Genomic DNA, 24,061 nt, shown 5'->3' with positions numbered 1-24,061 from the left:
CGCATGGAGGCGATTTCGTACAGAGCATCTTCCATCGCGCCATCGCTCAGGTTGTACCAATGCTGCATGCAGTGAATGCGTAGCATGGTTTCCAGCGGATAAGGTCGCCGGCCATTACCAGCCTTGGGGTAAAACGGCTCGATGACTTCCACCATGTTTTGCCATGGCAGAATCTGCTCCATGCGGGACAAGAAAATCTCTTTTCTGGTCTGACGGCGCTTACTGCTGAATTCACTGTCGGCGAAGGTAAGTTGATGACTCATGATGAACCCTGTTCCATGGCTCCAGATGACAAACATGATCTCATATCAGGGACTTGTTCGCACCTTCCCTAAGCGTATGGGGATTAACTTATTTAAAATTAAGCGCACATTTTTGGGGGAGTCGAGAAAGCTATTTTGGTCTCGTGATCGCCGGGATTTTCTTTCTAATTATGCACTGTCGCTATTGCGCAAAAAATGTCGTTATCAAAAATGATGGGCTTGCACCCATGAGAGAATTGATTAATATCGGGGTCAGTTTGGATATGGGGTTTCTCGCCCATTTCATCCAAAAGTCTAAAGTTTGCTCGAACCTCTGTGATATCAGGATTTTAAGGGAGAAGTGGTTTATTATAAGTAATTTATTTTGCTGCTTTCATGGATTTTGATACTTTCGAGATCGTATGCCTTGAACAACCTATCAGGTTTTCTATCTGACTATAACTTTACCCCTCCATCAACAAGCATTCAATTTTTTGGTGTAATATTTTATTGATCGGGCGACCTTTGTATTTTCCTTCTTGTTTGGCTTTTTGCACTCCTTGGGCTTGGCGGCGACGTCTATCTTCGTAATCCTTTCTCGCAACCGCTGCCAGCATGTCTAACATCATACTGTTAAAGGCGGCAAGCATTCGTTCCGTAAACTCATCGGTGCGATTCATAAATTGATAGCTGGTTGGGAGATCTAAAGAAACAACCTTCAACCCTTTATGTCCAATGAGATATTTTAATTTTTCCCAGTCATCCGTATTCAAGCGGCTAATTCTATCCACCTGTTCAACTTAAATAATATCACCTGGCATGGCCACATTGAGTAAGCGAAAGAGTTCAGGTCTGTGAAGTTGGGCGCCCGATTCATTCTCTTCAAACCAGCAGGCAATCTGTAGTCCCATTCCCTCGACAAATTTCAATAGTTCATTTTTTGCTCTTGATGCATCCTGTTCATGGGTTGATGCGCGAAGATATCCTTTAATGGCGTAATGCCGTCTTTATTGAGGATGAGGTTGTTCTGTGTTTCTAATAGCTGGCGTTGATTGAGTTCAGACTCTAACCGTTGGCGTTGTTCGAATTGAATAGCATCACGATTTGAGAGCGTCAGAATATTGGCTGCCTTGCTCGCATGAGCAGCAAATAAAGTTGCAAGTATGAACACGAAACAGATAGATTTGATTGACATAAAATTACGAATAGTTTTCATTTTCAACGTTATAATTGACCGTAATTTACAGTTTGGGTTGAGATATCTCAATCATTCGTTTATTAATGAAACTATTTAGATCAATTTATGCCAGTGAATCAGCAGTTTTTAGTGATTAAATGTTTGGATAAGTAATTTGGTTATTTTTATTTCTGTTTTTTGTGGGTAAAATGAAATAAAAAAATAACTTATCTTGTATTAGTGATTTATTTGTCTTTATATTTCATTGCATGTGATTTTATTCAAAATAGTGACATTAACGTTGAGTCTGATGGGGGATAAAAGTAGATGTAATATTATATTTTGTGACAGGTAATCGTGATATACCTCATTTCTCAATAACACATTAATTCTATTTGGTTTTTAAAGACCAGCTGCTTCCACCATAAAGTGTAGAACCAATGACTTCTTCCCATATATTGTGTTCGATGAGTAAGTATTTAATCGACTGGAATTCGATATGCGTTAAAACGCCTTCTTCTTCCCCATTTTGTGATAGTAAAAGATAACCTTCAGGTATGCGAACCGAGGATTGAAAGGCGGCCTTTGCAAATAAACGATAAAATGTGGTGATTGTATATCCTCGACGTAATAGTCCGAGGAGTTGTTCTGTTGGTATCGCCATACGTTTTTCCTCTCTAAATAGAATGCTGATTATTTTTGTTGATAACGTAGTTGAATTCGACAGACTTGTGAACGACTATAGCCAGTAGCCTCAGCGGTTTCTCGAATACTGAGTCCTTTGGTTTTTCGGTAATAAATCACTTTCTCATGACGCTCTTTATCCGCCTGCTTTCCTTTGTATTTACCTAAAGTCTGAGCGCGCTCGATACCTTGTTTTTGTCGTTCGCGGCGACTGATCCAATCTTTGTGTGACATTGCTGCCATCAAATCAATCAACATGGTATTAATAGCAGAAAGTACAGCTTGAGTGATAGGGTCATTCTGTGTGGGATCTTGGTTATTTAAGGCTTGCCAAGATGTTGGTATATCGAGACTGACAATCCGTAACTCATGTTGCTCTATTTGTTTTTTTAATTTTAGCCAATCGGTATTGTTTAATCGAGTGAGCCTATCAATTTGTTCAACTAATAAAATATCACCTTGTTGACTATCACTGAGTAAACGCGAAAGTTCAGGGCGTTCTAATTTTGTGCCACTAATATGCTCGCGATAATAATTCGCAATTCGTCCTCCTCGTTCTTCAACAAAATCATTTAGCATATTTTTTGCTCTATCTGCATATTGATCTTCAGAAGAGGCTCTGAGGTAAGCTCGTATGAACATTTTTTCACCAATCTATCGCATTTAAATTATCTCATTAAAAGTATCGCATATAGATTATTGCATTGATAGTGATTTGATGCATTTTAGGTTCTCGCTTTGGGGTATACCCTAATGCTATAAGTCTAATTGACTTGATTTTATCAAATAGGCTAACTAAAATTATTGTGTTAATAATTAACACAAAAGGTGGTGCTATGGCTCGTACAACAAGTGTAACAATCGGGGCTCAATTGGATGAGTTTGTCAATCAACTCATTTCGTCAGGAAGATATGGCTCAACAAGTGAAGTCGTTCGCTCTGCTCTACGTTTACTTGAGGTCCAAGAAAAGCAAACAGCAGCATTGAAGATGTTAATTGATGCAGGTGAGCAAAGTGGTGAGTCGTCGTTAACACTCCAAGATATCGCTAAGAAAGTGAAGAACGCTCATAATGTATAAACTTTCTAATTTAGCGGCTAAAGACTTTGAAGGGATATTCGAGTATACCCTCGTGAATTTTGGTATTAGGAAAGCAGATGAATACACTAAAAACTTACACGATGTATTAGAAGTGATTAGCCCTAATCCATTGATAGGAATCGAGTGTACAGAAATTGCAGTTGGGGTTAGGCGTCATAACCACTCTAAGCATGCAATTTTTTACCGATATAGAACCGATGATATTTTTGTTATCCGAATTCTTCATCAACAAATGGAGCCACTAAAACACTTTTATTTTGAGTAGTTTGAAAAGTAAGTAGACAAATATTTTAATAGCATTATTTTCATGCTGAAGATTAAAGTACCCTCTTTAGTTTTATCAGAAAGATAACCTAAAAAAGGTACTTATATGAATATTTAGCTATTATTTATTAATACAGCATTACATTTTATCATCTTTAGCCATGCTATCTTTAGCCATGCTATCTTTAGCCATGCTATCTTTAGCCATGCTATCTTTAGCCATGCTATCTTTAGCCATGCTATCTTTAGCCATGCTATCTTTAGCCATGCTATCTTTAGCCATGCTATCTTTAGCCATGCTATCTTTAGCCATGCTATCTTTAGCCATGCTATCTTTAGCCATGCTGTCTTTAGCCATGCTGTCTTTAGCCATGCTATCTTTAGCCATGCTGTCTTTAGCCATGCTGTCTGCATAAGAAGCTGCAGCTGTCATACATAACGCACTAGTTAAGATTACCAATATTAATTTTTTCATAACAAATTTACTCTCTATCAGTTTATTTATATTAATACTACCATTATAACTATGGGTTATTGATTAAAAAATGATTACAAATTTGTCATAAAGCGAGGAGTAAGAAATATGGGCTTGTTGCAAATAATAAATTTGCGCATTTTTCACTCAGCGCTAAGAAAGTGAAGAACGCTCATAATGTATAAACTTTCCAATTTAGCGGCTAAAGACTTTGAAGGGATATTCGAGTATACAGAAATTGCAGTTGGGGTTAGGCGTCATAACCACTCTAAGCATGCAATTTTTTACCGATATAGAACCGATGATATTTTTGTTATCCGAATTCTTCATCAACAAATGGAGCCACTAAAACACTTTTATTTTGATGAGATTGACCTGTAAACTCGAAAACTTCAGTTAACTCATTTTTTATAAATCCCTTCTCATTAACTAGCTTAGTTTCTTTAAACTTATCGTGCGGAACTGGTTCTCTATAAGTCGATTTTTATAAGAAATGCGTACCATATTGCTTGGTGCAGATAAGGTAGACTTAAATTGCACTTTTATATCGATTACGCGCGCGTCCATTATATGATGTTGTTTATTTTTAGAGGATAGAACATAACCACAATGAAAGAGATTAAATCAGGCCGTATTCAAATTTTGACAGAACAGGAGATTCATGAGCTCTATTCTCGTCCAATATTTAATCAAATTGAGCGTGAAGAATATTTTTCATTAGATCCGAGTATAAAAAAAATCCTCACTAAAATGGGAAAAATTGAAACGAAAATATATTTAATTCTTCTGATTGGTTATTTTCGCGCGAAGCCTGTTGTCGCTCAATTTAAACTACGAGAGGTTAAACAAGATGTCGACTATATTTATGCGACACATTTTCCAAATAGAAAGCCGAAATACCCCTTTATTGCTAAAAGTACTCGAGCAACATTGATCGCTAAAATGCATGAAATACTGGGTTTTTCGCGGTTATTAAGACAAGATAAACAAGCCTTGATAGAGCGTTTGGGTGATGTCGCAACAATCTGTACATACCCCAAATATATTTTTGATGAATGCCTCGCTTTTTTAGGTCAAAACAGAATTGGATTAGTGGGTTATTCCACTTTGCAAAATATGATCACCACGGTTTTAGCTAATGAGAGGCATCGTACCGAGTTGATCCTTTCAAATAGCGTGCCACCAATAATACATAAAAAATTAAAGAAGATACTGCATACAAAAGGGGTTTTAAATAGTCTATCTGGCCAACAAGGCGCAGCTAAAGATTTTACACCGACAGAGCTCGCAAGTGAAATTGAAACGCATAATGCCATAAAAAGTGTTTATCCCGACGTAAAACGTCTTGTTGGTGAATTGGGATTATCATTAGGTAATTTAAGCTATTATGCATCGATTATTCAACATCAATCGATTTATAAAATTCGTCGATTTCCCGAATGGCAAGGCATGTTATATCTGGTTTGTTATCTATTTTTTCGCTACCAAGAAACTAATGATAAATTGGTAACAGCTTTTTTATATGTGACGAGAAAGCAAAGGGAAGCTGCGAGTGCTTTAGCTAAGTTACGCATTGCAGAAGAACTGGAAATTATTCGTGAAAAGTTAATGCATGCGGGTAATATTTTACACCTCTTTGTTGATGAAAACGTCAGTGACAATACGCAATTTGGTGATATTCGCCAAAATGCATTTGCAATGATGTCTAAAGATGAAATTCAGTTAATAAGTCAACATCTTAATAAGAATAGTTTTGATAAAACCCATTATGAGTGGCTATACATTGATACACAATACAGAAAAATTGCGAATACAATGAGGTCACTCTTTCTCGCGATTGATATCGAGTGCGAACCAGGATTACAACTACTATCTTCCCAATTATTAACAGCAAAATCAGAACTTCAAAAAGATAAGCACATTTCTACCGTCGATCAGCGGTTACTGTTAAAAAACGATAAACCTTTTATCCTGATAGATGAACAGGTTAATACTCAACGATTTGAATACTATTTATACCAAAAAGTGGCTCGGATGATTGAGAGTAACAATATTTACATCAATGAAAGCGCCAGCAACAAGCGTTTAGACGATGATCTGATTTCAGCCACCGAGTGGAAAAAAAGCCATGTCATCATTCAAAAAACAGGATTAACTCGGCTCAATACACCGATACAACAAACGCTTTCGGAATTAACGCAAAAACTGAGAGACCAAATGGAGCGAATTGGTCGCAATATCCATGATGGAGCCAATGATTTCGTGACACTTCAACCGCGTTCAAATCAGTTAACATGGAAACTGGCGAATAAACGCTGGAAAGATGACATTGATAATCCCATATATAACCAGCTCCAACATATGGGGATCATTGAAATTATGGACTATGTTCATCAAAAAACGGGTTACTTAGATGCATTTAAAAATATCGCCATCAAAAAAGAAAAACACTAAGGCCAAAGAGGGCGATTTACTCGCTTGCATATTTGGAAATGGCTCAAACTATGGTGTTCATCATATGTCATCAATATCAGATAGAGCCATCGGTGTGCTTAGAGCCGTCAATGATGGTTATATTAGGCCTGAAACAACGAGTGAAGCTAATGATATGATAGCTGATGCTTTAGCAAAACTCCCCATTTTCAAATATTATACGATTAACGAAAGTGCCCCATTTGGTAGTATTGATGGCCAAAAACATGGTTGCCGAATCAATACATTTAAAGCCCGTTTTTCTGCTAAATATTTCCGAAAAGGGAAAGGCGTATCAGCACTCACATTAGTTTCAAATCATGTACCAATAAATACGAAAGTGATTTCAGCCAATGAATATGAGGCTCACCACGCATTCGATTTACTCTATAATAATACCAGCCATATTCAGCCCAAAACATTAGCAACAGACACGCATGGCGTTAACAATGTAAACTTTGCTATCCTTGATCTCTTTGGGTATCAGTTTGCCCCGCGATATGCAAAATTTAAACACGTTTTTAATGAATTGTTTGAGATCGAGTATGATGAAATCCTTTCCCTGAAACTTAAAAAATCGCTCAACTTATCACTCATTCAAGAAGAGTGGGAAAATATTCAATGGATAATTTGTTCATTAAGCCGTAAAACGACGACACAAAGCACGGTGATTACTAAGCTTTCTAACAGTAAGAAAAACAATCGCACCTTAGCGGCTCTTCGTGAATATGACCGAATAATTAAGTGTTTATACGTTCTCGATTATGTTGATGACAAAATGCTCAGGCAGTTTGTCCAACAAGCACTTAATCGGGGTGAGGCTTACCATCAATTACGGCGTGCAATTGCGTCAATTAATGGTAATCAATTCAGAGGTGGCGATGATTACCAGATAGAACAATGGAATGATTGTGCTCGTATCATTGCTAACTGCATTATTTATTATAATTCTGCATTATTATCCAGTTTGATTGAAAAATTTGCGCGTGAAAATAATCAAGAAGCGGTGAATATGATAGCTGAGTTATCACCTGTCGCATGGCAGCATATACAGCTGGCCGGTAATTACACCTTTGGCCTTAAAAAAGATAATATTGTACTGGAAAGATTACTGGAGAATTTAGATCCTCTTATTTCAGAAGAGTCGTTAAGCTTAGCGGCATAGTCTATTAATATTATTAAACTATATATCGGCTGTAGTCCTTGATATCAAAGGGCTACAAGCAAACTTTGGACTTTTCGATGAAATGGGCACACAACCCCAAAATCGGTGGAGCTGCATGACAAAGTCATCGGGCATTATCTGAACATAAAACACTATCAATAAGTTGGAGTCATTACCGCGAATGTGTTAGACGGTGTCCACCATAGAAAAGCCAGAAAACGAAATCAGATATTTTAGTCGCCACATATCGTGTCCTGTGATATTTGATTACTATCACCCGATAAGCGTATTAATAAATGCTGGCTCAACATTGGTGGATATTTAAATGGTCATATTCCTGATGACCTAACGTGGGAGTTGTGTCGGGCTTAAAGCTAATTCACCGTAAGAACAATTTTCCCAACATGCTTGCCGGACTCCATCAATGCATGCGCGCGTGCTGCTTCGCGTAACGGGAATGTGCTGTGAATCATGGGATGGCAACGACCTGCATTGAGAATCGGCCAGATATTTTTAAGCAAGTCATTGGCAATTTCGGCTTTTTCGACCGAAGTTCGTGCTCGCATCGTTGAACCCGTGACAACCGCTCGCTTCAACGCGAGTTCTTGCAGATCCACTTGATCTGCGAAAGCTCCGCCAAGGAAGCCAATGATTACCAGCCGGCCATCCATTCCTAAACTCCTCATATTTCGGGAGAAATAGGATGCACCCATTATATCGAGAATGATATCAACGCCACGGCCATCCGTTTGCTTCAAAATGAAATCAGAAAAATCAGTTGTCCGGTAGTTGACTGGCGTAGCGCCAAGCTCTGCGATCACATCGCATTTATCATCTGATCCAGCCGTCGCATATGCCTCGATACCGATTTCGCGGCATAGCATCAACGCGGTTGTGCCGATACCACTTGTTCCCCCATGAATCAGAACACTCTGACCCTGTGTTGCGCCACCAATCTTGAACAAGTTTGCCCAGACGGTGAACAGAGTCTCAGGAAGTGCCGCCGCTGCTATCATTGACATGCTGTCTGGCACCGGCAGTGTCTGGCTTTCCGGCACGATGCAATACTCACCATAACCACCGCCATTCGTCAGAGCACAGACTCGGTCACCAATCTTTACGCCCGTGACGCCTTCTCCAATTGATGAAACCGTTCCAGCGACCTCAAGACCAGGAATAGGGGTTACGTCGTCAGGCATAGGGTAATGACCCTGGCGTTGAATGACGTCAGGACGATTAACACCTGCGGCCTTGACGCGAACCAAAATTTCCCCAGCCTTTGGCACCGGAATCGTTGTCTGAACGGGCGTTAAAACCTCTGGCCCGCCAGGCTCAGAGATTTCAATGACAGTCATTTTATTCGCAGTATGTAACATGAACGTAAGTCCTTATGATTTTGTTTTTCGTTGAATTTCCCAACTACACTGTGTCTCATCACTAGCCACTTTTCTGTACGTTGCAGCACGTACCCTCTGCGGATTCCGATTTACTTGAACATCCATTCCGGTTTTATTTGAACACCTTGGATCAACGCATCGTTGGCTAAGGAAGTTGCGATTAAGTGGTCCGCAGCTCCCGATATGACGCCCCAAACCGTCCTTTATCGACGTCCTGTGGCTCAATTTTCCAATTTTCAGCCCAAAATCGTCTCTTCGTGGCTGATTTTGGCCCTGTTTCAGGCCAATTTCCTCATTTCAGGTAGATCTCGCCTGTGCCCGTATCAATTGGTCAACTCGAACCAGGTTCGCCAGGGTGAATAACATCGCCAGTTGACTGTCATTTTTAGCCAGCCCCTTGTACCTGGCTTTGACGAAACCAAACTGACATTTTACTATCCGAAATGGATGCTCAACCTTCGCTCGGATACTCGCTTTCAGGTATTCGTAACGGATGGCCAGCTTGTTCTTGCGCGGGTGTTGCTTCAATGCATTCACTTTGCCGGGACGCTTGGCGATAAGCCAGTCTGCGCTGACATCGCTGAGCTCATCGCGCTTTTCGGCCCCCTGATAACCAGCATCGGCTGAGATAAATTCTTCATCGCCATGCAGTAACTTGCCAACCTGATTGAGGTCGTGCTCGTTAGCCGCCGTGGTCACCAGACTGTGGGTCAGGCCACTTTTGGCGTCCACGCCAATGTGCGCTTTCATGCCGAAGTACCACTGGTTACCTTTCTTGGTCTGGTGCATGTCTTCATCACGGCTGTTGTGTTTGTTTTTGGTAGAGCTGGGGGCTTGAATGATGGTGGCATCCACCAAGGTGCCCTGGGTCATTAGAACGCCACACTCTGCTAGCCAGTGATTAACGGTACTGAAGATTTTGCGGGCCAGTTCATGCTGCTCCAGCGGCACTGTTGCAAATAGTCGGTGGTGATAAACTTATCATCCCCTTTTGCTGATGGAGCTGCACATGAACCCATTCAAAGGCCGGCATTTTCAGCGTGACATCATTCTGTGGGCCGTACGCTGGTACTGCAAATACGGCATCAGTTACCGTGAGCTGCAGGAGATGCTGGCTGAACGCGGAGTGAATGTCGATCACTCCACGATTTACCGCTGGGTTCAGCGTTATGCGCCTGAAATGGAAAAACGGCTGCGCTGGTACTGGCGTAACCCTTCCGATCTTTGCCCGTGGCACATGGATGAAACCTACGTGAAGGTCAATGGCCGCTGGGCGTATCTGTACCGGGCCGTCGACAGCCGGGGCCGCACTGTCGATTTTTATCTCTCCTCCCGTCGTAACAGCAAAGCTGCATACCGGTTTCTGGGTAAAATCCTCAACAACGTGAAGAAGTGGCAGATCCCGCGATTCATCAACACGGATAAAGCGCCCGCCTATGGTCGCGCGCTTGCTCTGCTCAAACGCGAAGGCCGGTGCCCGTCTGACGTTGAACACCGACAGATTAAGTACCGGAACAACGTGATTGAATGCGATCATGGCAAACTGAAACGGATAATCGGCGCCACGCTGGGATTTAAATCCATGAAGACGGCTTACGCCACCATCAAAGGTATTGAGGTGATGCGTGCACTACGCAAAGGCCAGGCCTCAGCATTTTATTATGGTGATCCCCTGGGCGAAATGCGCCTGGTAAGCAGAGTTTTTGAAATGTAAGGCCTTTGAATAAGACAAAAGGCTGCCTCATCGCTAACTTTGCAACAGTGCCTAAAATAAGCCTTATATCCAAGCATAAAACAAGGTTGTCTAGACTTCTTTTAACAGTAAAGTTATCATAAAACTGAATTTTATTTTTTAGGTAAGTTTATGCATTCTATCCGCATTCGTTAAGACACAACTATTTGCATAGTGACACTATTTTATAATGGTGGGCTTTTGTTGTGTCTTTAAGAATATATGCGGATATATAAAGTAAAAGTATGCTTAATTTATAAGTATGCTTTTAGTGCATAGTTTCCAGTTATAACTTAATTGACTAGCTATTTGTCCACCCTGTGGATGAATAGCTTTTTTTTTGGGAGGACACTGTGATGCTAGCTTTTGTTTTCACCTAAATCCTGTTTGCTGCATAAAAAATTTCAAGAGCTAAACAGGAGTAAATAAAAATGAGTTTAATTATTAAAGCGAGAAACATACGCTTGGATTATGCTGGGCGTGATGTTTTGGATATTGATGAATTGGAAATTCACTCTTATGACCGTATTGGTCTTGTGGGTGATAACGGAGCAGGAAAGAGTAGTTTACTCAAAGTACTTAATGGCGAAATTGTTTTAGCCGAAGCGACATTACAGCGTTTTGGTGATTTTGCACATATCAGCCAACTGGGCGGAATCGAAATAGAAACGGTCGAAGACCGGGCAATGTTATCTCGCCTTGGTGTTTCCAATGTACAAAACGACACAATGAGTGGCGGAGAGGAAACTCGTGCAAAAATTGCTGCCGCATTTTCCCAACAAGTACATGGCATTCTAGCGGATGAACCAACCAGCCACCTTGATCTCAATGGAATAGATCTACTTATTGGTCAACTTAAAGCATTTGATGGAGCATTACTTGTTATCAGTCATGACCGATATTTTCTTGATATGGTTGTAGACAAGATATGGGAGTTAAAAGACGGTAAAATTACGGAATATTGGGGTGGTTACTCGGATTACTTGCGTCAAAAAGAAGAAGAGCGACAACACCAAGCCGTAGAATATGAGCTGATGATGAAGGAACGGGAGCGATTAGAATCTGCTGTGCAAGAAAAACGCCAGCAAGCTAATCGATTAGACAATAAGAAAAAAGGAGAAAAATCCAAAAACTCTACCGAAAGTGCTGGACGACTTGGGCATGCAAAAATGACTGGCACCAAGCAAAGAAAACTGTATCAGGCAGCTAAGAGTATGGAAAAGCGTTTGGCTGCATTAGAAGATATTCAAGCACCAGAGCATTTGCGTTCTATTCGTTTTCGTCAAAGTTCAGCCCTAGAACTGCACAATAAGTTCCCGATTACGGCAGATGGTCTGAGCTTAAAATTTGGTAGCCGTACTATCTTTGATGACGCTAACTTTATAATACCGCTTGGCGCTAAAGTCGCTATAACTGGATCGAATGGAACAGGGAAAACGTCCTTGTTAAAAATGATATCAGAACGTGCTGATGGATTAACCATATCTCCAAAAGCTGAAATTGGCTACTTTACACAAACAGGATATAAATTTAACACGCATAAATCTGTGCTCTCCTTTATGCAGGAAGAGTGCGAGTACACAGTTGCGGAAATTCGTGCAGTATTGGCTTCAATGGGGATCGGAGCGAATGATATTCAAAAAAACTTATCCGACTTATCGGGAGGTGAAATCATCAAACTGCTTTTATCCAAAATGCTTTTAGGAAAATATAATATTTTGCTTATGGATGAACCAGGAAACTATCTTGACCTAAAAAGTATTGCCGCATTAGAAACAATGATGAAGTCCTATGCAGGAACTATTATCTTCGTATCTCATGACAAGCAATTGGTCGATAATATTGCTGACATTATCTACGAGATCAAAGACCACAAAATCATCAAGACTTTTGAGAGAGATTGTTAATGATAGCCAATCTAATCCGAACATTAATTATTGAACTCTTTAAAGGAAATTAAAAATGACAATTCAAGATATTCAATCACTTGCTGAAGCACACGGCTTGTTGCTTACGGACAAAATGAATTTCAATGAAATGGGCATTGATTTTAAGGTCGTTTTTGCTCTTGATACAAAGGGGCAACAATGGTTGCTGCGTATTCCTCGTCGTGATGGCATGAGGGAACAAATCAAGAAAGAAAAACGCATTTTAGAATTGGTAAAAAAACATCTTTCTGTAGAGGTTCCTGATTGGAGAATTTCATCTACAGAATTAGTGGCTTATCCCATACTTAAAGATAATCCTGTTTTAAATTTGGATGCTGAAACCTATGAAATAATTTGGAATATGGACAAAGATAGCCCGAAATACATAACATCTTTGGCAAAAACCTTATTTGAAATCCATAGTATTCCTGAAAAAGAAGTTCGGGAAAATGATTTGAAAATTATGAAACCTTCAGATTTAAGACCTGAAATAGCAAACAATTTGCAGTTAGTAAAATCTGAAATTGGTATAAGTGAGCAATTGGAAACCCGCTACAGAAAATGGTTGGATAATGATGTTCTATGGGCAGATTTCACCCAATTTATACATGGCGATTTATATGCTGGGCATGTACTAGCTTCAAAGGATGGAGCTGTTTCAGGCGTTATTGATTGGTCAACAGCCCATATAGATGACCCAGCGATTGATTTTGCTGGGCATGTAACTTTGTTTGGAGAAGAAAGCCTCAAAACTCTAATCATCGAGTATGAAAAACTAGGGGGTAAAGTTTGGAATAAACTATATGAACAGACTTTAGAAAGAGCAGCGGCCTCTCCTTTGATGTATGGTTTATTTGCCTTAGAAACTCAAAATGAAAGCCTTATCGTTGGAGCAAAAGCTCAGTTGGGAGTTATATAATTTAAAAATATGATTGCTGAGGCACTGTTGCAAATAGTCGGTGGTGATAAACTTATCATCCCCTTTTGCTGATGGAGCTGCACATGAACCCATTCAAAGGCCGGCATTTTCAGCGTGACATCATTCTGTGGGCCGTACGCTGGTACTGCAAATACGGCATCAGTTACCGTGAGCTGCAGGAGATGCTGGCTGAACGCGGAGTGAATGTCGATCACTCCACGATTTACCGCTGGGTTCAGCGTTATGCGCCTGAAATGGAAAAACGGCTGCGCTGGTACTGGCGTAACCCTTCCGATCTTTGCCCGTGGCACATGGATGAAACCTACGTGAAGGTCAATGGCCGCTGGGCGTATCTGTACCGGGCCGTCGACAGCCGGGGCCGCACTGTCGATTTTTATCTCTCCTCCCGTCGTAACAGCAAAGCTGCATACCGGTTTCTGGGTAAAATCCTCAACAACGTGAAGAAGTGGCAGATCCCGCGATTCATCAACACGGATAAAGCGCCCGCCTATGGTCGCGCGCTTGCTCTGCTCAAACGCGAAGGCCGGTGCCCGTCTGACGTTGAACACCGACAGATTAAGTACCGGAACAACGTGATTGAATGCGATCATGGCAAACTGAAACGGATAATCGGCGCCACGCTGGGATTTAAATCCATGAAGACGGCTTACGCCACCATCAAAGGTATTGAGGTGATGCGTGCACTACGCAAAGGCCAGGCCTCAGCATTTTATTATGGTGATCCCCTGGGCGAAATGCGCCTGGTAAGCAGAGTTTTTGAAATGTAAGGCCTTTGAATAAGACAAAACGCTGCCTCATCGCTAACTTTGCAACAGTGCCCCTAATCGTGTTCAGCAGAATAGCCGGAGGAAGTTTCCTACTGTCGATAAGAAAGGATTGGCACAGGGAGTGTGAATATCGAAACACCATCACAGAATAATGCCAGATAGAAATGCGATAGTAGGGTTGGATATTTAAATAAGGAGCATCCCGACTTAAAATGAATATGACTGCGTAACCAGGCGCAATAAAAAAAGCGAAAGAATCGCTTTTATTCTGGTTGTTTTTTCGAAGAGTGACCGTTTTCTGAGATGACAAGAAATAAGGAAGTCCTATGATCGCTAGCGGAATAGTTCAAAAAATGAATGCGCAAATGAATCAGGAGTTTTATACCTCAAATTTGTATCTTCAGCTCAGCCAGAGGTGCAGCGAGAATAGCCTTAATGGCACCGCACTATTTTTGCGTCATCAGGCGCAAAATACGGTGACGCAAATGATGCGCATGTACGAATACATCAAACAGAGCGGCGCCACGCCGGTGTTACAGGAGCAACACGCCCGGTGCGGTGAATTTTCCACGCTGGAAGATCTGTTTGAGCAGACGGTAAGCGATTACCAGAAGCGCATTAATGCGCTGACCTCTTTGACGGAAGACGCCCAGGCAGCAAACGATAAGTCAGCGATTAACTTCCTGAAGCGATACAGAAAAGAGGAAATCGTGGACGGGACGCTGTTGCAAATCATTCTGGATGAAGTCCGCAGCGCTAAAAAAGCGGGCATCAACATGCAGCAAACCGACCACTATCTGGTTGGCGTGATCGATCGCTATCACTAAATCAATTTCGCAGTACGAGGAGGTTTTACGCCTCCTCAGAAAATCTGTTTTACATCAGAAACAGAGGTTTATGCCAGTGAACATTTGATACCCAACACGTCATAGTGATTTTTTAACTTAGCGTTTTTATATCGTGCCAAAAATGTCTCTGCTTGTGTCTTTATATTAAGGAAGGTGCGAATAAGCAGGTCATTTCTTCCCAAGCTGACTCGCTGATTAAAATTTCGCGGATCTGGGCCGATTTTTTTCCCGCAAACACATCGAATCAGCCTATTTAGGCTATTTTTTCCACCATTTCTGGCGTTATTTCCGGTTTTTACTGAGATCTCTCCCACTGACGTATCATTTGGTCCACCCGAAACAGGTTGGCCAGGGTGAATAACATCGCCAGTTGGTTATCGTTTTTCAGCAGCCCCTTGTATCTGGCTTTCACGAAGCCGAACTGCCGCTTGATGATGCGAAACGGGTGCTCCATCCTGGCACGGATGCTGGCTTTCATGTATTCGATGTTGATGGCCGTTTTGTTCTTGCGCGGATGCTGCTTCAAGGTTTTTACCCTGCCGGGACGCTCGGCGATCAGCCAGTCCACATCCACCTCGGCCAGCTCCTCGCGCTGTGGCGCTCCTTGGTAGCCGGCATCGGCTGAGACAAATTGCTCCTCTCCATGAAGCAGATTACCCGGCTGATTGAGGTCATGCTCGTTGGCCGCGGTGGTGACCAGGCTGTGGGTCAGGCCACTCTTGGCATCGACACCAATGTGGGCCTTCATGCCAAAGTGCCACTGATTGCCTTTCTTGGTCTGATGCATCTCCGGATCGCGTTGCTGCTCTTTGTTCTTGGTAGAGCTGGGTGCCTCAATGATGGTGGCATCCACCAAAGTGCCTTGGGTCATCATGACGCCTGCTTCGGCCAGCCAGCGATTGATGGTCTTGAACAATTGGCGGGCCAGTTGATGCTGCTCCAGCAGGTGGCGGAAATTCATGATGGTGGTGCGGTCCGGCAGGGCGCTATCCAGGGATAACCGGGCAAACAGGCGCATGGAGGCGATTTCGTACAGAGCATCTTCCATCGCGCCATCGCTCAGGTTGTACCAATGCTGCATGCAGTGAATGCGTAGCATGGTTTCCAGCGGATAAGGTCGCCGGCCATTACCAGCCTTGGGTTAAAACGGCTCGATGACTTCCACCATGTTTTGCCATGGCAGAATCTGCTCCATGCGGGACAAGAAAATCTCTTTTCTGGTCTGACGGCGCTTACTGCTGAATTCACTGTCGGCGAAGGTAAGTTGATGACTCATGATGAACCCTGTTCCATGGCTCCAGATGACAAACATGATCTCATATCAGGGACTTGTTCGCACCTTCCATAGCTAAACATGATTTCCCCATCAAACAGTAAGTCGTGTCAATTCCTAGAGTTAACACATTTCTGATCATGACTCACACGTTACGTTCAGTCGGTAGCCATCTGTGCAAAAAATGCGCTTAGCGTAGGATAATTTCCTTTTTCCAAGCGGACCCCAGGGACAACGGAACGCAACACCAAGTAGATTGATGACATAAAGTTCCTTCAATTCCGATCTGCCCTCCCGCTTTCATTTTCTGCCGCAGATCACTTTTGTTGCCATTCCTTTACAACAGCTCCCCAATCGACAGTTCTCTCGACCAATTTCCCATCAGCATACTTTCTTGTCCAAACATCCCAGAAGTCAGGGTCATCAGAATGGGGTTGCTGATCTTTCGTCAAATTTTTCATTTTAACCAGGACAGGAAGCTCAGATGCCCAGCCCATCAGTATTGCATGTTGGGATGGCAGTGAAGGCAACTCACGGAGTAATCCTCGCAAATTATCAGGTACCATTTTATGAACTTGCTCCTGATCTTTGTCATTACTAATTCGATGCAGAAGAAAAGTATTACATTGAGATAAAACTGTAGGTGATAATTCTGATGGTCGTTGCGAGGAAACCACCATCCCAAGACCAAATTTTCTGCCTTCTCGTGCAATTTTCTCAAACACTTGGCAGCAAACAGCTGCGACATCCTGATTTTCAGAGTCATCACGATACCGTTTAATAAATGTATGTGCTTCTTCAGCTACAAGTACCGTAGGTAAAGATTTATTATATAGTCTTCTATAGCGTTGCAATGATTCAAAAATAATCCTTGAAATCACAGCAGTAACAATGTGAGTAATTTCGCTTGGAACTAGAGATAGATCTATTATAGAAATACAACTGTTATCATCTCTTGAACAATCGGTACCAAGATATTTCTCTAACCATTTAGCTAAGTCAATCCGATTATCAGCATCATTAGTAACAGATCTCATCCTTGTATCTGAGAGCATGGTGCGTATTCTGGCAACCAAATATTCAACATATTGTTCACTGCCATTTTCTTGAGCAAGAGCTTCTAAATAGGCAACCAGGTTATTACCATCAAATGGTAACGGTATATCTTCATTCTTTGGTAGTAACTCTTTCTCAAACCCTCCGAACTCTCTAAATGCAGAGGTAACACTCTCGATAATGCTATCTATTTCAGGCACGGTCGCTTGCATGGTTGCGTACTGTACATTCCTATCTTGTCTATATTTAGACATTATTGTGATTACATTCGTTAAGTTGTTATTTCCAAGTTTATCTCTGTATCCTTCAAAGCTTTCAATCCATTTACCCATTATCTCGTTAAAGCCTTTTGCAGGCCCCCAAGCTCCAAAGGGTTTCCCTGAACTTTTATCATGTTTTAAGGTTATGAGAACATTCCCTAGAAAACGTTTTATTTCTATATTTGAGGTTGTTTCAAGTTCAAAATCTTCGTTTCTCATTGCCCTTAGAGAACGCTTTAGTAAAGGAAGTTGGGCTTTAGGACTCGCTTGCGTAAATGATGCCCATTCCGAGCTATTCCAAAACCAAGATGGCACTTGGAGTTGATGCTCATTTTCCCCAGCTTCGACTTTAAAAATTCTGCCTTTAAATTTTGTAGTTGGTCCCAAAGCACGTACATACTCGCCATTGGGGTCTAATATAATAAATCTGGCGTTTGGTTTTACTTCTGACTCCATTGCAGCTTCGAGTGACCATTGGATTAATCCTGCGACAGAACAAGACTTACCACTACCAGTATTACCAAGTACTGCTATATGACGACCAAATAATCTATCAGGGTCTACGGCTACATTAGCATTGTTAGCAAGTGGACTTTGCCCAATAACTATTCGTCTATTATCACCAGACTCGACAATTGATCTAAGCTGTAAATCTGTTGGTAGTAAAATAGCTGAACCAATAGAAGGAAATGATTCAGAGCCGCGTTGAAATTTAAAATAATCAGTACCATCTTTGGAAAAGCGTTTAAGAGTTCCGACTGGATTTAAACTTATTTTTTTTCGAGGAAATGGTAGGTTTACTAGACCAAAATCTTGAATATCTCTTTGTTTAGGATAAGGTGAATGCTCAACTGCAAGCCACTCTATTTGCCCAACTAAGTAACCATTATCACATGAGACTAATACATAGCTGTTTACTCTAGGAAAATTTCTAGGTGTGCCTGCATTCAAAGCGACAGCATCAGGTGAATCGATATCTAATAGTGCTCTAATTTCATTGGGTGAAACAAAATCTACAGTACCTACCCTGAGTTGCTCACCTTGTTCAATGGGAAATGAGTTCATTCGGAATCCCCACTATTATTTGAGGTAGTTGCACGATACAAACCTCTTGACTTCAATAGCTCCGCCATACGAATTGATGATCTGTCTATCGCGGCTTTAGGAAGATAAAAATCTACTAATTTCTTTATATCTCCAAAGTGATCACCAAGCAATAAAGATATTTGAGCTTTTCTTCCACTATCGTTTATAAAACGCATGATTCTACCAAGTGGATCACCGTATGCAATTATTACTATATGCGTTGAGGGTATTGTCAACATGTCAATAATAACCCGATTTATATGCTCATCGCCAAAACTATAACCATATGTTACCAAGGTGCTATTAGGACGACATGTTGCAGATGCTAAATCCCTAAATAGCTCAACATAAGGATATTCAGATGTTTCACGGTCTTTAACTGAATTTGGATAAATCATTAATTGTTGATAATTTGCAGTTCCGGTAGTTTCCACCTGTAAAAAGGGTTCAACCGAACTGGCTCCAAATGGCAATCCAAAACGCCTTATAGCCCCTTCAGTAGCATACCAGTCCAATGAACCATGTAATTTAGTAAATCGCGCCACACCTTCCAAATATCTTGGCTCACCCCGAATCCCTGGTGGGTTGTAATGATAATCCACTTCTAACCGAGAAGATCTAAAAATTGGTGCTATAGTACCGACAAATCTGTCAATTAAACGAAGACCTGCTATTTCAGCGCCCGTTTCAATTATCCTGTCGTAATTTGTCGTAAAAATATGTAATCGATCCCTAGTTGCTGTTCGACTTGAAAAACTCATCAAAAAACTTACTAAATAATTAAATGTTTCTGTTTTTAAATCGTTGTTTGCATCACGAATTAATTTTTCACCATAACTAACTGAGTCTGAAAATAATTTCAGACACCTTGTTAGCTCATTATTTAACTCTACTAACTCACTTTTTAAATTTCGATATGAGGGAGCACCTGGTGGAGATGGTGGAACCGGTAGGTTTTGTACCGTTAAAATCTCTAGTCCTTTAATCAACTCATTAATTGAACGAATCTGATCTTCAATATTACCCTTTCCCCTTCCTGAGGCGTCTGCTGTTTTAGCTACATAACTGTCTATTTCAGCCTTACAAACTTTGAGATCTTCAATCCATCCCATACCTTGAGGTTTGGTGCCGGTCGCTGACTCTTGGATAGCCGAACTAAGGCCGGCGCCAATAAGTATATTTAAGTGTTCAGACTGAAAAAGTGCAGTTAACCAAGGTTCTACTCTTGAACGCAAAAAGTCAGGAGTGATTTTATCTTCTGGTTTTGCCCATGCGCAGTGTCCAACGACTTTAAATGCACCAACTTCGCTGTGTGGGTCCAACTGAACCGGAGACTGGTCATCGCCAAGCTTTAAATATTGACTCAATTTGAATACATCCTTTTTTCGAGTTTAAATATTGCTAAATAGAAGCCGTTCAGGTTTTTAAGAATGCTCATCTTTCTTATTTATTATTGGAAAGATTAATATTGTTAGTAACCGTTTTTCTTTTCAGCCTAAAATACGTCGCCCGTGATATACCCGTTTTTTCCATTACCTCTTTTACTTCTACGTCCTTATTGATCAATTCATTAGCTAATTCAGCCTTTCTATGAGGTTTTCTTCCGAATTTGACGCCCTTAATCATAGCTGCCTGCCGTCCATCGTTAGTTCGTTCCAAGATCCTTTCACGTTCCGCTTCGGCAACAGCAGCTAGTATCTGGATGACCATTTTTCCCATAGTGCCTTCAGTACTAAGGCCGTTCTCAAGAAAGCGAATAGCGATGCCTTTTTTATAGCAAGTATCCACGATGCGAATCATATCTGCGGTATTACGTCCAAGACGATCCATTTTTGTACAGAGAATAATGTCATCTTTCTCCGCTCTGGCAAGGAGTCGCTGTAGCCCTTCGCGCTCATCAGTTGCTCCCGACATCATGTCAGTAAACACTCGATCATCCCTCACTCCCGCTGTGTTGAGCTCAGTAACCTGGCTCGTCAGTTTCTGATGGCTGGTTGATACTCTTGCATACCCTAATAATGCCATTTTGGTCTCATAAATCGATATTGATACTGCGTAGTATCATAAGGCATAAATCACGATTTTTGATACTCATGTTTAGGGCAGTTTTCATTGGTCTCAAAATTTATAATATTTGAGACGGTTAAAAAATGAACAGAACTCCCGTTTACGAAAGGATGCGCAATGAGTGATGACTTTCTTACCAGCGAACAGACAGAAAACTACGGTCGCTATGTGGCAGAACCAAATGAGGTTCAGCTGGCTCGGTATTTTCATCTGGATGAGCGTGACCTTGCTTTTATTAATCAGCGACGGGGAAAACATAACCGGCTGGGGATTGCACTTCAGCTGACTACGGCGCGCTTTCTGGGAACGTTTCTTCCTGATCTCCTTCAAATTCCCTCATTCATCCGTTTTTACATTGCGGCACAGTTGAACATCAGCCGACCAGAGATCCTTTCCCGGTATGCTGAAAGAGACAATACCCGCTGGGAGCATCAGGGGCTTATCAAGCTCTATTATGATTATCATGATTTTGGTGATTTCCCCTGGTCATTCAGACTGAAGCGTTTGCTCTATACTCGCGCCTGGCTCAGCAATGAGCGTCCAGGTCTGCTGTTTGATTTTGCTACCGCATGGTTGCTGCAAAATAAGATCCTGCTACCCGCAGCCTCGACTCTGACAAGGCTGATTGGCGAAGTACGCGAACGGGCAAGTCGACGATTATGGCGAAGGCTGGCTTTGTTGCCTGACAGCTGGCAGAAAACACAACTGGACGGTTTACTTGAAATACCTGAAGGGCAGCGTATGTCGGTGCTGGAGGAGATGCGAAAAGGTCCTGTCACTATCAGTGGGCCGTCATTTACAGACGCCCTGGAGCGATATACCCGACTGCGTAGCATGGAGTTTTCCCGGCTGAATTTCTCCGGTCTGCCTGCCATCCAGCTGCGGAATTTGGCCCGTTATGCCGGAATGGCTTCGGTGAAATACATTTCAAGAATGCCTGACGAACGGCGACTGGCCGTGCTTACTGCGTTTGTGAAAGCACAGGAAATTTCGGCGCTTGACGAGGCCGTGGATGTGCTGGATATGCTTATTCTGGATATCACGCGTTCTGCAAAAAATATCGGGCAGAAAAAGCGGCTCAGGACCCTTAAAGATCTTGATCGTGCCGCGCTATTACTGGCACGGGCATGCACGTTATTACTTGATGAGAACACCGATGAAGCAGCTCTGCGGCAGGCTATTTTTCGCCGCATACCAAAGGACAAACTGGCTGAATCCGTCGGCAAGGTAAATGAGCTGGCGCGCCCGCAAGATACTCATTTTCAGGATGAAATGGTGGAACAATATGGACGGGTGAAGCGCTTCCTGTCCGCGATGTTGCGTGACTTACACTTTCAGGCCGCCCCGGCCGGGGAGCACACGTTGTCAGCAATCCATTATCTGGCCGAACTGAGTGGCTCAAAAAAGCGAATTCTCGACGATGCACCAGAGCAAATCATTTCCGGCCCCTGGAAACGTCTGGTCTACGACAGAGATGGTAGGATTCTACGAGCGGGTTACTCGCTGTGTCTTCTCGAGCGCCTTCAAGATTCTTTGCGCCGTCGTGATCTCTGGCTGGAGAACAGTGACCGGTGGGGGGACCCGCGTCAAAAATTGCTTCAGGGAGCTGAATGGCAGGCACAACGCATCCCGGTATGTCGGGCGCTGGGTCATCCATCAGACGGAACTAAAGCAGCAGAACAACTGGCTACGCGGCTTGATGACACATGGAAATCAGTGGCTTCACGTTTTGCCTGCAACGCAGCGGTCAGCATAAGCAATGAAGGTAAGCATCCCTCACTGACGATTAGCAGTCTGGATAAACTGGATGAGCCACCGGCACTGATACAATTGAATCGTCGGGTAAGAGAACTGATCCCTCCGGTTGATCTGACTGAGCTGTTGCTTGAAATAGATGCCCGAACCGGTTTTACCCGCGAATTCAGCCACGTCAGTGAATCAGGTGCTCGGGCGCAGGATCTCCAGGTCAGTCTGTGCGCAACACTGCTGGCAGAAGCCTGCAATATAGGGCATGAACCCCTGATAAAGCATAATATTCCCGCGCTTACTCGCCATCGTCTGAGCTGGGTTAAACAAAATTATCTCAGGGCAGAAACGCTGGTCAGCGCTAATGCACGGCTGGTTGATTTTCAGTCCACGCTGCCGCTCGCGGGGTACTGGGGAGGTGGTGAGGTTGCCTCCGCAGATGGTATGCGTTTTGTCACACCGGTTAAAACGGTTAATTCCGGACCAAATCGTAAATACTTTGGTTCAGGACGCGGTATCACCTGGTACAACTTCGTCTCCGATCAGTACTCCGGTTTCCATGGCATTGTCGTTCCCGGTACGCTTCGTGATTCCATCTTTGTACTGGAAGGGCTTCTGGAGCAGCAGACCGGGCTGAATCCGGTAGAAATTATGACGGACACGGCAGGATCCAGCGATATCATTTTTGGCCTGTTCTGGTTACTGGGCTACCAGTTTTCCCCTCGTCTGGCCGATGCAGGCGGGGCGATATTCTGGCGGGCAGATAAAACGGCACATTATGGTGCCCTGAATGAGCTGGCCCGGGGATGTGTTGAACTGTCAAAAATAGAATCCCAATGGGATGAAATGATGCGAATGGCGGGCTCACTGAAGCTTGGGACCATCCATGCATCAGAGCTTATTCGTTCACTGTTGAGAAGTAGCCGACCATCTGGTCTGGCTCAGGCGATTATGGAAGTGGGCCGGGTCAACAAGACGTTGTATCTTCTCAACTATATCGATGATGAGGATTACCGGCGTCGGATCCTCACTCAGCTCAACCGGGGAGAAGGACGCCATGCAGTGGCTCGAGCCATTTGCTACGGACAACGTGGTGAAATTAGAAAACGCTACCGTGAAGGGCAGGAAGATCAACTCGGTGCTCTGGGTCTGGTGACCAATGCGGTTGTGCTGTGGAACACACTTTACATGCAGGAGGCGTTGTCACATCTTCGCAAATCGGGGGAAACACCTGAAGAGGAGCATCTGGCAAGATTATCGCCGCTGATACATGGCCATATAAATATGCTGGGGCATTATACGTTTTCGTTACCGGAAGATATTCTGAAGGGCGAGTTAAGACCATTAAATTTCAATACAAACAATGAATTAACCTCTTAGCG

20 protein-coding genes and 4 pseudogenes are annotated in these 24,061 nt (G+C 42.6%); 13 read left to right on the top strand and 11 right to left on the bottom strand.

Features of this window, described 5'->3' with window-relative positions:
• The 5 genes and pseudogenes from ACWPW6_RS19375 to ACWPW6_RS19355 form a co-directional block, all read right to left on the bottom strand.
• The coding region (locus tag ACWPW6_RS19375; protein WP_000019385.1) for an IS5/IS1182 family transposase at positions 1–263 on the bottom strand (263 nt) is incomplete at its 3' end.
• A 359-nt stretch (positions 264–622) separates the two neighbouring features.
• Positions 623–1,234: pseudogene (locus ACWPW6_RS19370) on the bottom strand (recombinase family protein).
• On the bottom strand, positions 1,168–1,437 hold the full coding sequence (locus ACWPW6_RS19365) for a hypothetical protein (RefSeq protein WP_141240695.1): 270 nt from the start codon (positions 1,435–1,437) through the stop codon (positions 1,168–1,170). Before ACWPW6_RS19365 ends, ACWPW6_RS19370 begins: the two are co-directional and overlap by 67 nt.
• 373 nt (positions 1,438–1,810) lie before the next feature.
• A complete protein-coding gene (locus tag ACWPW6_RS19360) occupies positions 1,811–2,083 on the bottom strand; it encodes a hypothetical protein (RefSeq protein WP_071548925.1) in 273 nt (90 codons plus the stop codon).
• A 29-nt stretch (positions 2,084–2,112) separates the two neighbouring features.
• Positions 2,113–2,745: a recombinase family protein gene (locus tag ACWPW6_RS19355; RefSeq protein WP_071548926.1), complete on the bottom strand. Its 633-nt coding sequence runs from the start codon at positions 2,743–2,745 to the stop codon at positions 2,113–2,115.
• A gap of 194 nt (positions 2,746–2,939) precedes the next feature.
• Between ACWPW6_RS19355 and ACWPW6_RS19350 the strand changes: the two genes are divergently transcribed.
• The 7 genes and pseudogenes from ACWPW6_RS19350 to ACWPW6_RS19320 all read left to right on the top strand — a co-directional run.
• Positions 2,940–3,182, top strand: coding sequence for a type II toxin-antitoxin system ParD family antitoxin (locus ACWPW6_RS19350; protein ID WP_071548927.1), 243 nt, complete (start codon positions 2,940–2,942; stop codon positions 3,180–3,182).
• Entirely contained in the window at positions 3,175–3,468 is a 294-nt protein-coding gene (locus ACWPW6_RS19345) for a type II toxin-antitoxin system RelE/ParE family toxin (protein ID WP_071548928.1), read from the top strand. Before ACWPW6_RS19350 ends, ACWPW6_RS19345 begins: the two co-directional genes overlap by 8 nt.
• A 126-nt stretch (positions 3,469–3,594) precedes the next feature.
• The gene (locus ACWPW6_RS19340; protein WP_369095935.1) at positions 3,595–3,906 is read left to right on the top strand and encodes a pentapeptide repeat-containing protein; all 312 of its coding nucleotides are present in this window, start codon (positions 3,595–3,597) and stop codon (positions 3,904–3,906) included.
• Positions 3,907–4,119: 213 nt separating this feature from the next.
• Positions 4,120–4,323, top strand: coding sequence for a type II toxin-antitoxin system RelE/ParE family toxin (locus tag ACWPW6_RS19335; protein WP_071548929.1), 204 nt, complete (start codon positions 4,120–4,122; stop codon positions 4,321–4,323).
• Between the two features lie 228 nt (positions 4,324–4,551).
• Positions 4,552–6,396, top strand: coding sequence for a DUF4158 domain-containing protein (locus ACWPW6_RS19330; protein ID WP_237073995.1), 1,845 nt, complete (start codon positions 4,552–4,554; stop codon positions 6,394–6,396).
• A complete protein-coding gene (locus ACWPW6_RS19325) occupies positions 6,356–7,579 on the top strand; it encodes a Tn3 family transposase (RefSeq protein WP_053764301.1) in 1,224 nt (407 codons plus the stop codon). The genes ACWPW6_RS19330 and ACWPW6_RS19325 overlap by 41 nt, the downstream gene beginning before the upstream one ends.
• A 99-nt stretch (positions 7,580–7,678) precedes the next feature.
• Positions 7,679–7,741, top strand: a pseudogene (locus tag ACWPW6_RS19320) (IS1 family transposase); the annotation flags it as partial.
• Positions 7,742–7,953: 212 nt separating this feature from the next.
• Here the strand turns inward: ACWPW6_RS19320 and ACWPW6_RS19315 are convergent.
• Both ACWPW6_RS19315 and ACWPW6_RS19310 read right to left on the bottom strand, forming a co-directional pair.
• Positions 7,954–8,934, bottom strand: coding sequence for an NAD(P)H-quinone oxidoreductase (locus ACWPW6_RS19315; protein ID WP_196479507.1), 981 nt, complete (start codon positions 8,932–8,934; stop codon positions 7,954–7,956).
• 339 nt (positions 8,935–9,273) lie between these two features.
• A pseudogene (locus ACWPW6_RS19310) lies at positions 9,274–9,921 on the bottom strand (IS5-like element ISEc68 family transposase); the annotation flags it as partial.
• 64 nt (positions 9,922–9,985) lie between these two features.
• On the opposite strand from ACWPW6_RS19310, the gene ACWPW6_RS19305 reads away from it, so the two are divergent.
• The 5 genes from ACWPW6_RS19305 (at position 9,986) to ACWPW6_RS19285 (ending at position 15,170) form a co-directional block, all read left to right on the top strand.
• The gene (locus tag ACWPW6_RS19305) at positions 9,986–10,690 is read left to right on the top strand and encodes an IS6-like element IS26 family transposase (RefSeq protein WP_001067855.1); all 705 of its coding nucleotides are present in this window, start codon (positions 9,986–9,988) and stop codon (positions 10,688–10,690) included.
• Between the two features lie 449 nt (positions 10,691–11,139).
• Positions 11,140–12,615 (top strand): ABC-F type ribosomal protection protein Msr(E), encoded by a 1,476-nt coding sequence (gene msr(E) / locus ACWPW6_RS19300; RefSeq protein ID WP_000052512.1) that lies wholly within the window; start codon positions 11,140–11,142, stop codon positions 12,613–12,615.
• 55 nt (positions 12,616–12,670) lie between these two features.
• Entirely contained in the window at positions 12,671–13,555 is an 885-nt protein-coding gene (locus tag ACWPW6_RS19295) for an Mph(E) family macrolide 2'-phosphotransferase (protein WP_000155092.1), read from the top strand.
• An 83-nt stretch (positions 13,556–13,638) separates the two neighbouring features.
• Positions 13,639–14,343 (top strand): IS6-like element IS26 family transposase, encoded by a 705-nt coding sequence (locus ACWPW6_RS19290; protein ID WP_001067855.1) that lies wholly within the window; start codon positions 13,639–13,641, stop codon positions 14,341–14,343.
• 326 nt (positions 14,344–14,669) lie between these two features.
• Entirely contained in the window at positions 14,670–15,170 is a 501-nt protein-coding gene (locus ACWPW6_RS19285; RefSeq protein ID WP_016236905.1) for a non-heme ferritin-like protein, read from the top strand.
• A gap of 316 nt (positions 15,171–15,486) precedes the next feature.
• On the opposite strand, the pseudogene ACWPW6_RS19280 reads toward ACWPW6_RS19285, so the two are convergent.
• The 4 genes and pseudogenes from ACWPW6_RS19280 to ACWPW6_RS19265 all read right to left on the bottom strand — a co-directional run bounded on the left by ACWPW6_RS19280 (position 15,487) and on the right by ACWPW6_RS19265 (position 20,891).
• Positions 15,487–16,467: pseudogene (locus ACWPW6_RS19280) on the bottom strand (IS5-like element IS5 family transposase).
• Positions 16,468–16,781: 314 nt separating this feature from the next.
• Positions 16,782–18,845: an ATP-binding protein gene (locus tag ACWPW6_RS19275; protein ID WP_001084040.1), complete on the bottom strand. Its 2,064-nt coding sequence runs from the start codon at positions 18,843–18,845 to the stop codon at positions 16,782–16,784.
• Positions 18,842–20,233: an SIR2 family protein gene (locus ACWPW6_RS19270; protein WP_000085085.1), complete on the bottom strand. Its 1,392-nt coding sequence runs from the start codon at positions 20,231–20,233 to the stop codon at positions 18,842–18,844. The genes ACWPW6_RS19275 and ACWPW6_RS19270 overlap by 4 nt, the downstream gene beginning before the upstream one ends.
• Positions 20,234–20,309: 76 nt before the next feature.
• A complete protein-coding gene (locus ACWPW6_RS19265; protein WP_001196201.1) occupies positions 20,310–20,891 on the bottom strand; it encodes a recombinase family protein in 582 nt (193 codons plus the stop codon).
• Between the two features lie 159 nt (positions 20,892–21,050).
• Between ACWPW6_RS19265 and ACWPW6_RS19260 the strand changes: the two genes are divergently transcribed.
• Positions 21,051–24,059, top strand: coding sequence for a Tn3 family transposase (locus tag ACWPW6_RS19260; RefSeq protein WP_016240410.1), 3,009 nt, complete (start codon positions 21,051–21,053; stop codon positions 24,057–24,059).
• Positions 24,060–24,061 lie beyond the last annotated feature (2 nt).

It is taken from the genome of Providencia sp. Marseille-Q8014, assembly GCF_965112055.1.
The sequence above is the reverse complement of the archived record's forward strand: the minus strand, read 5'-3'. Positions and strand labels throughout refer to the sequence as shown.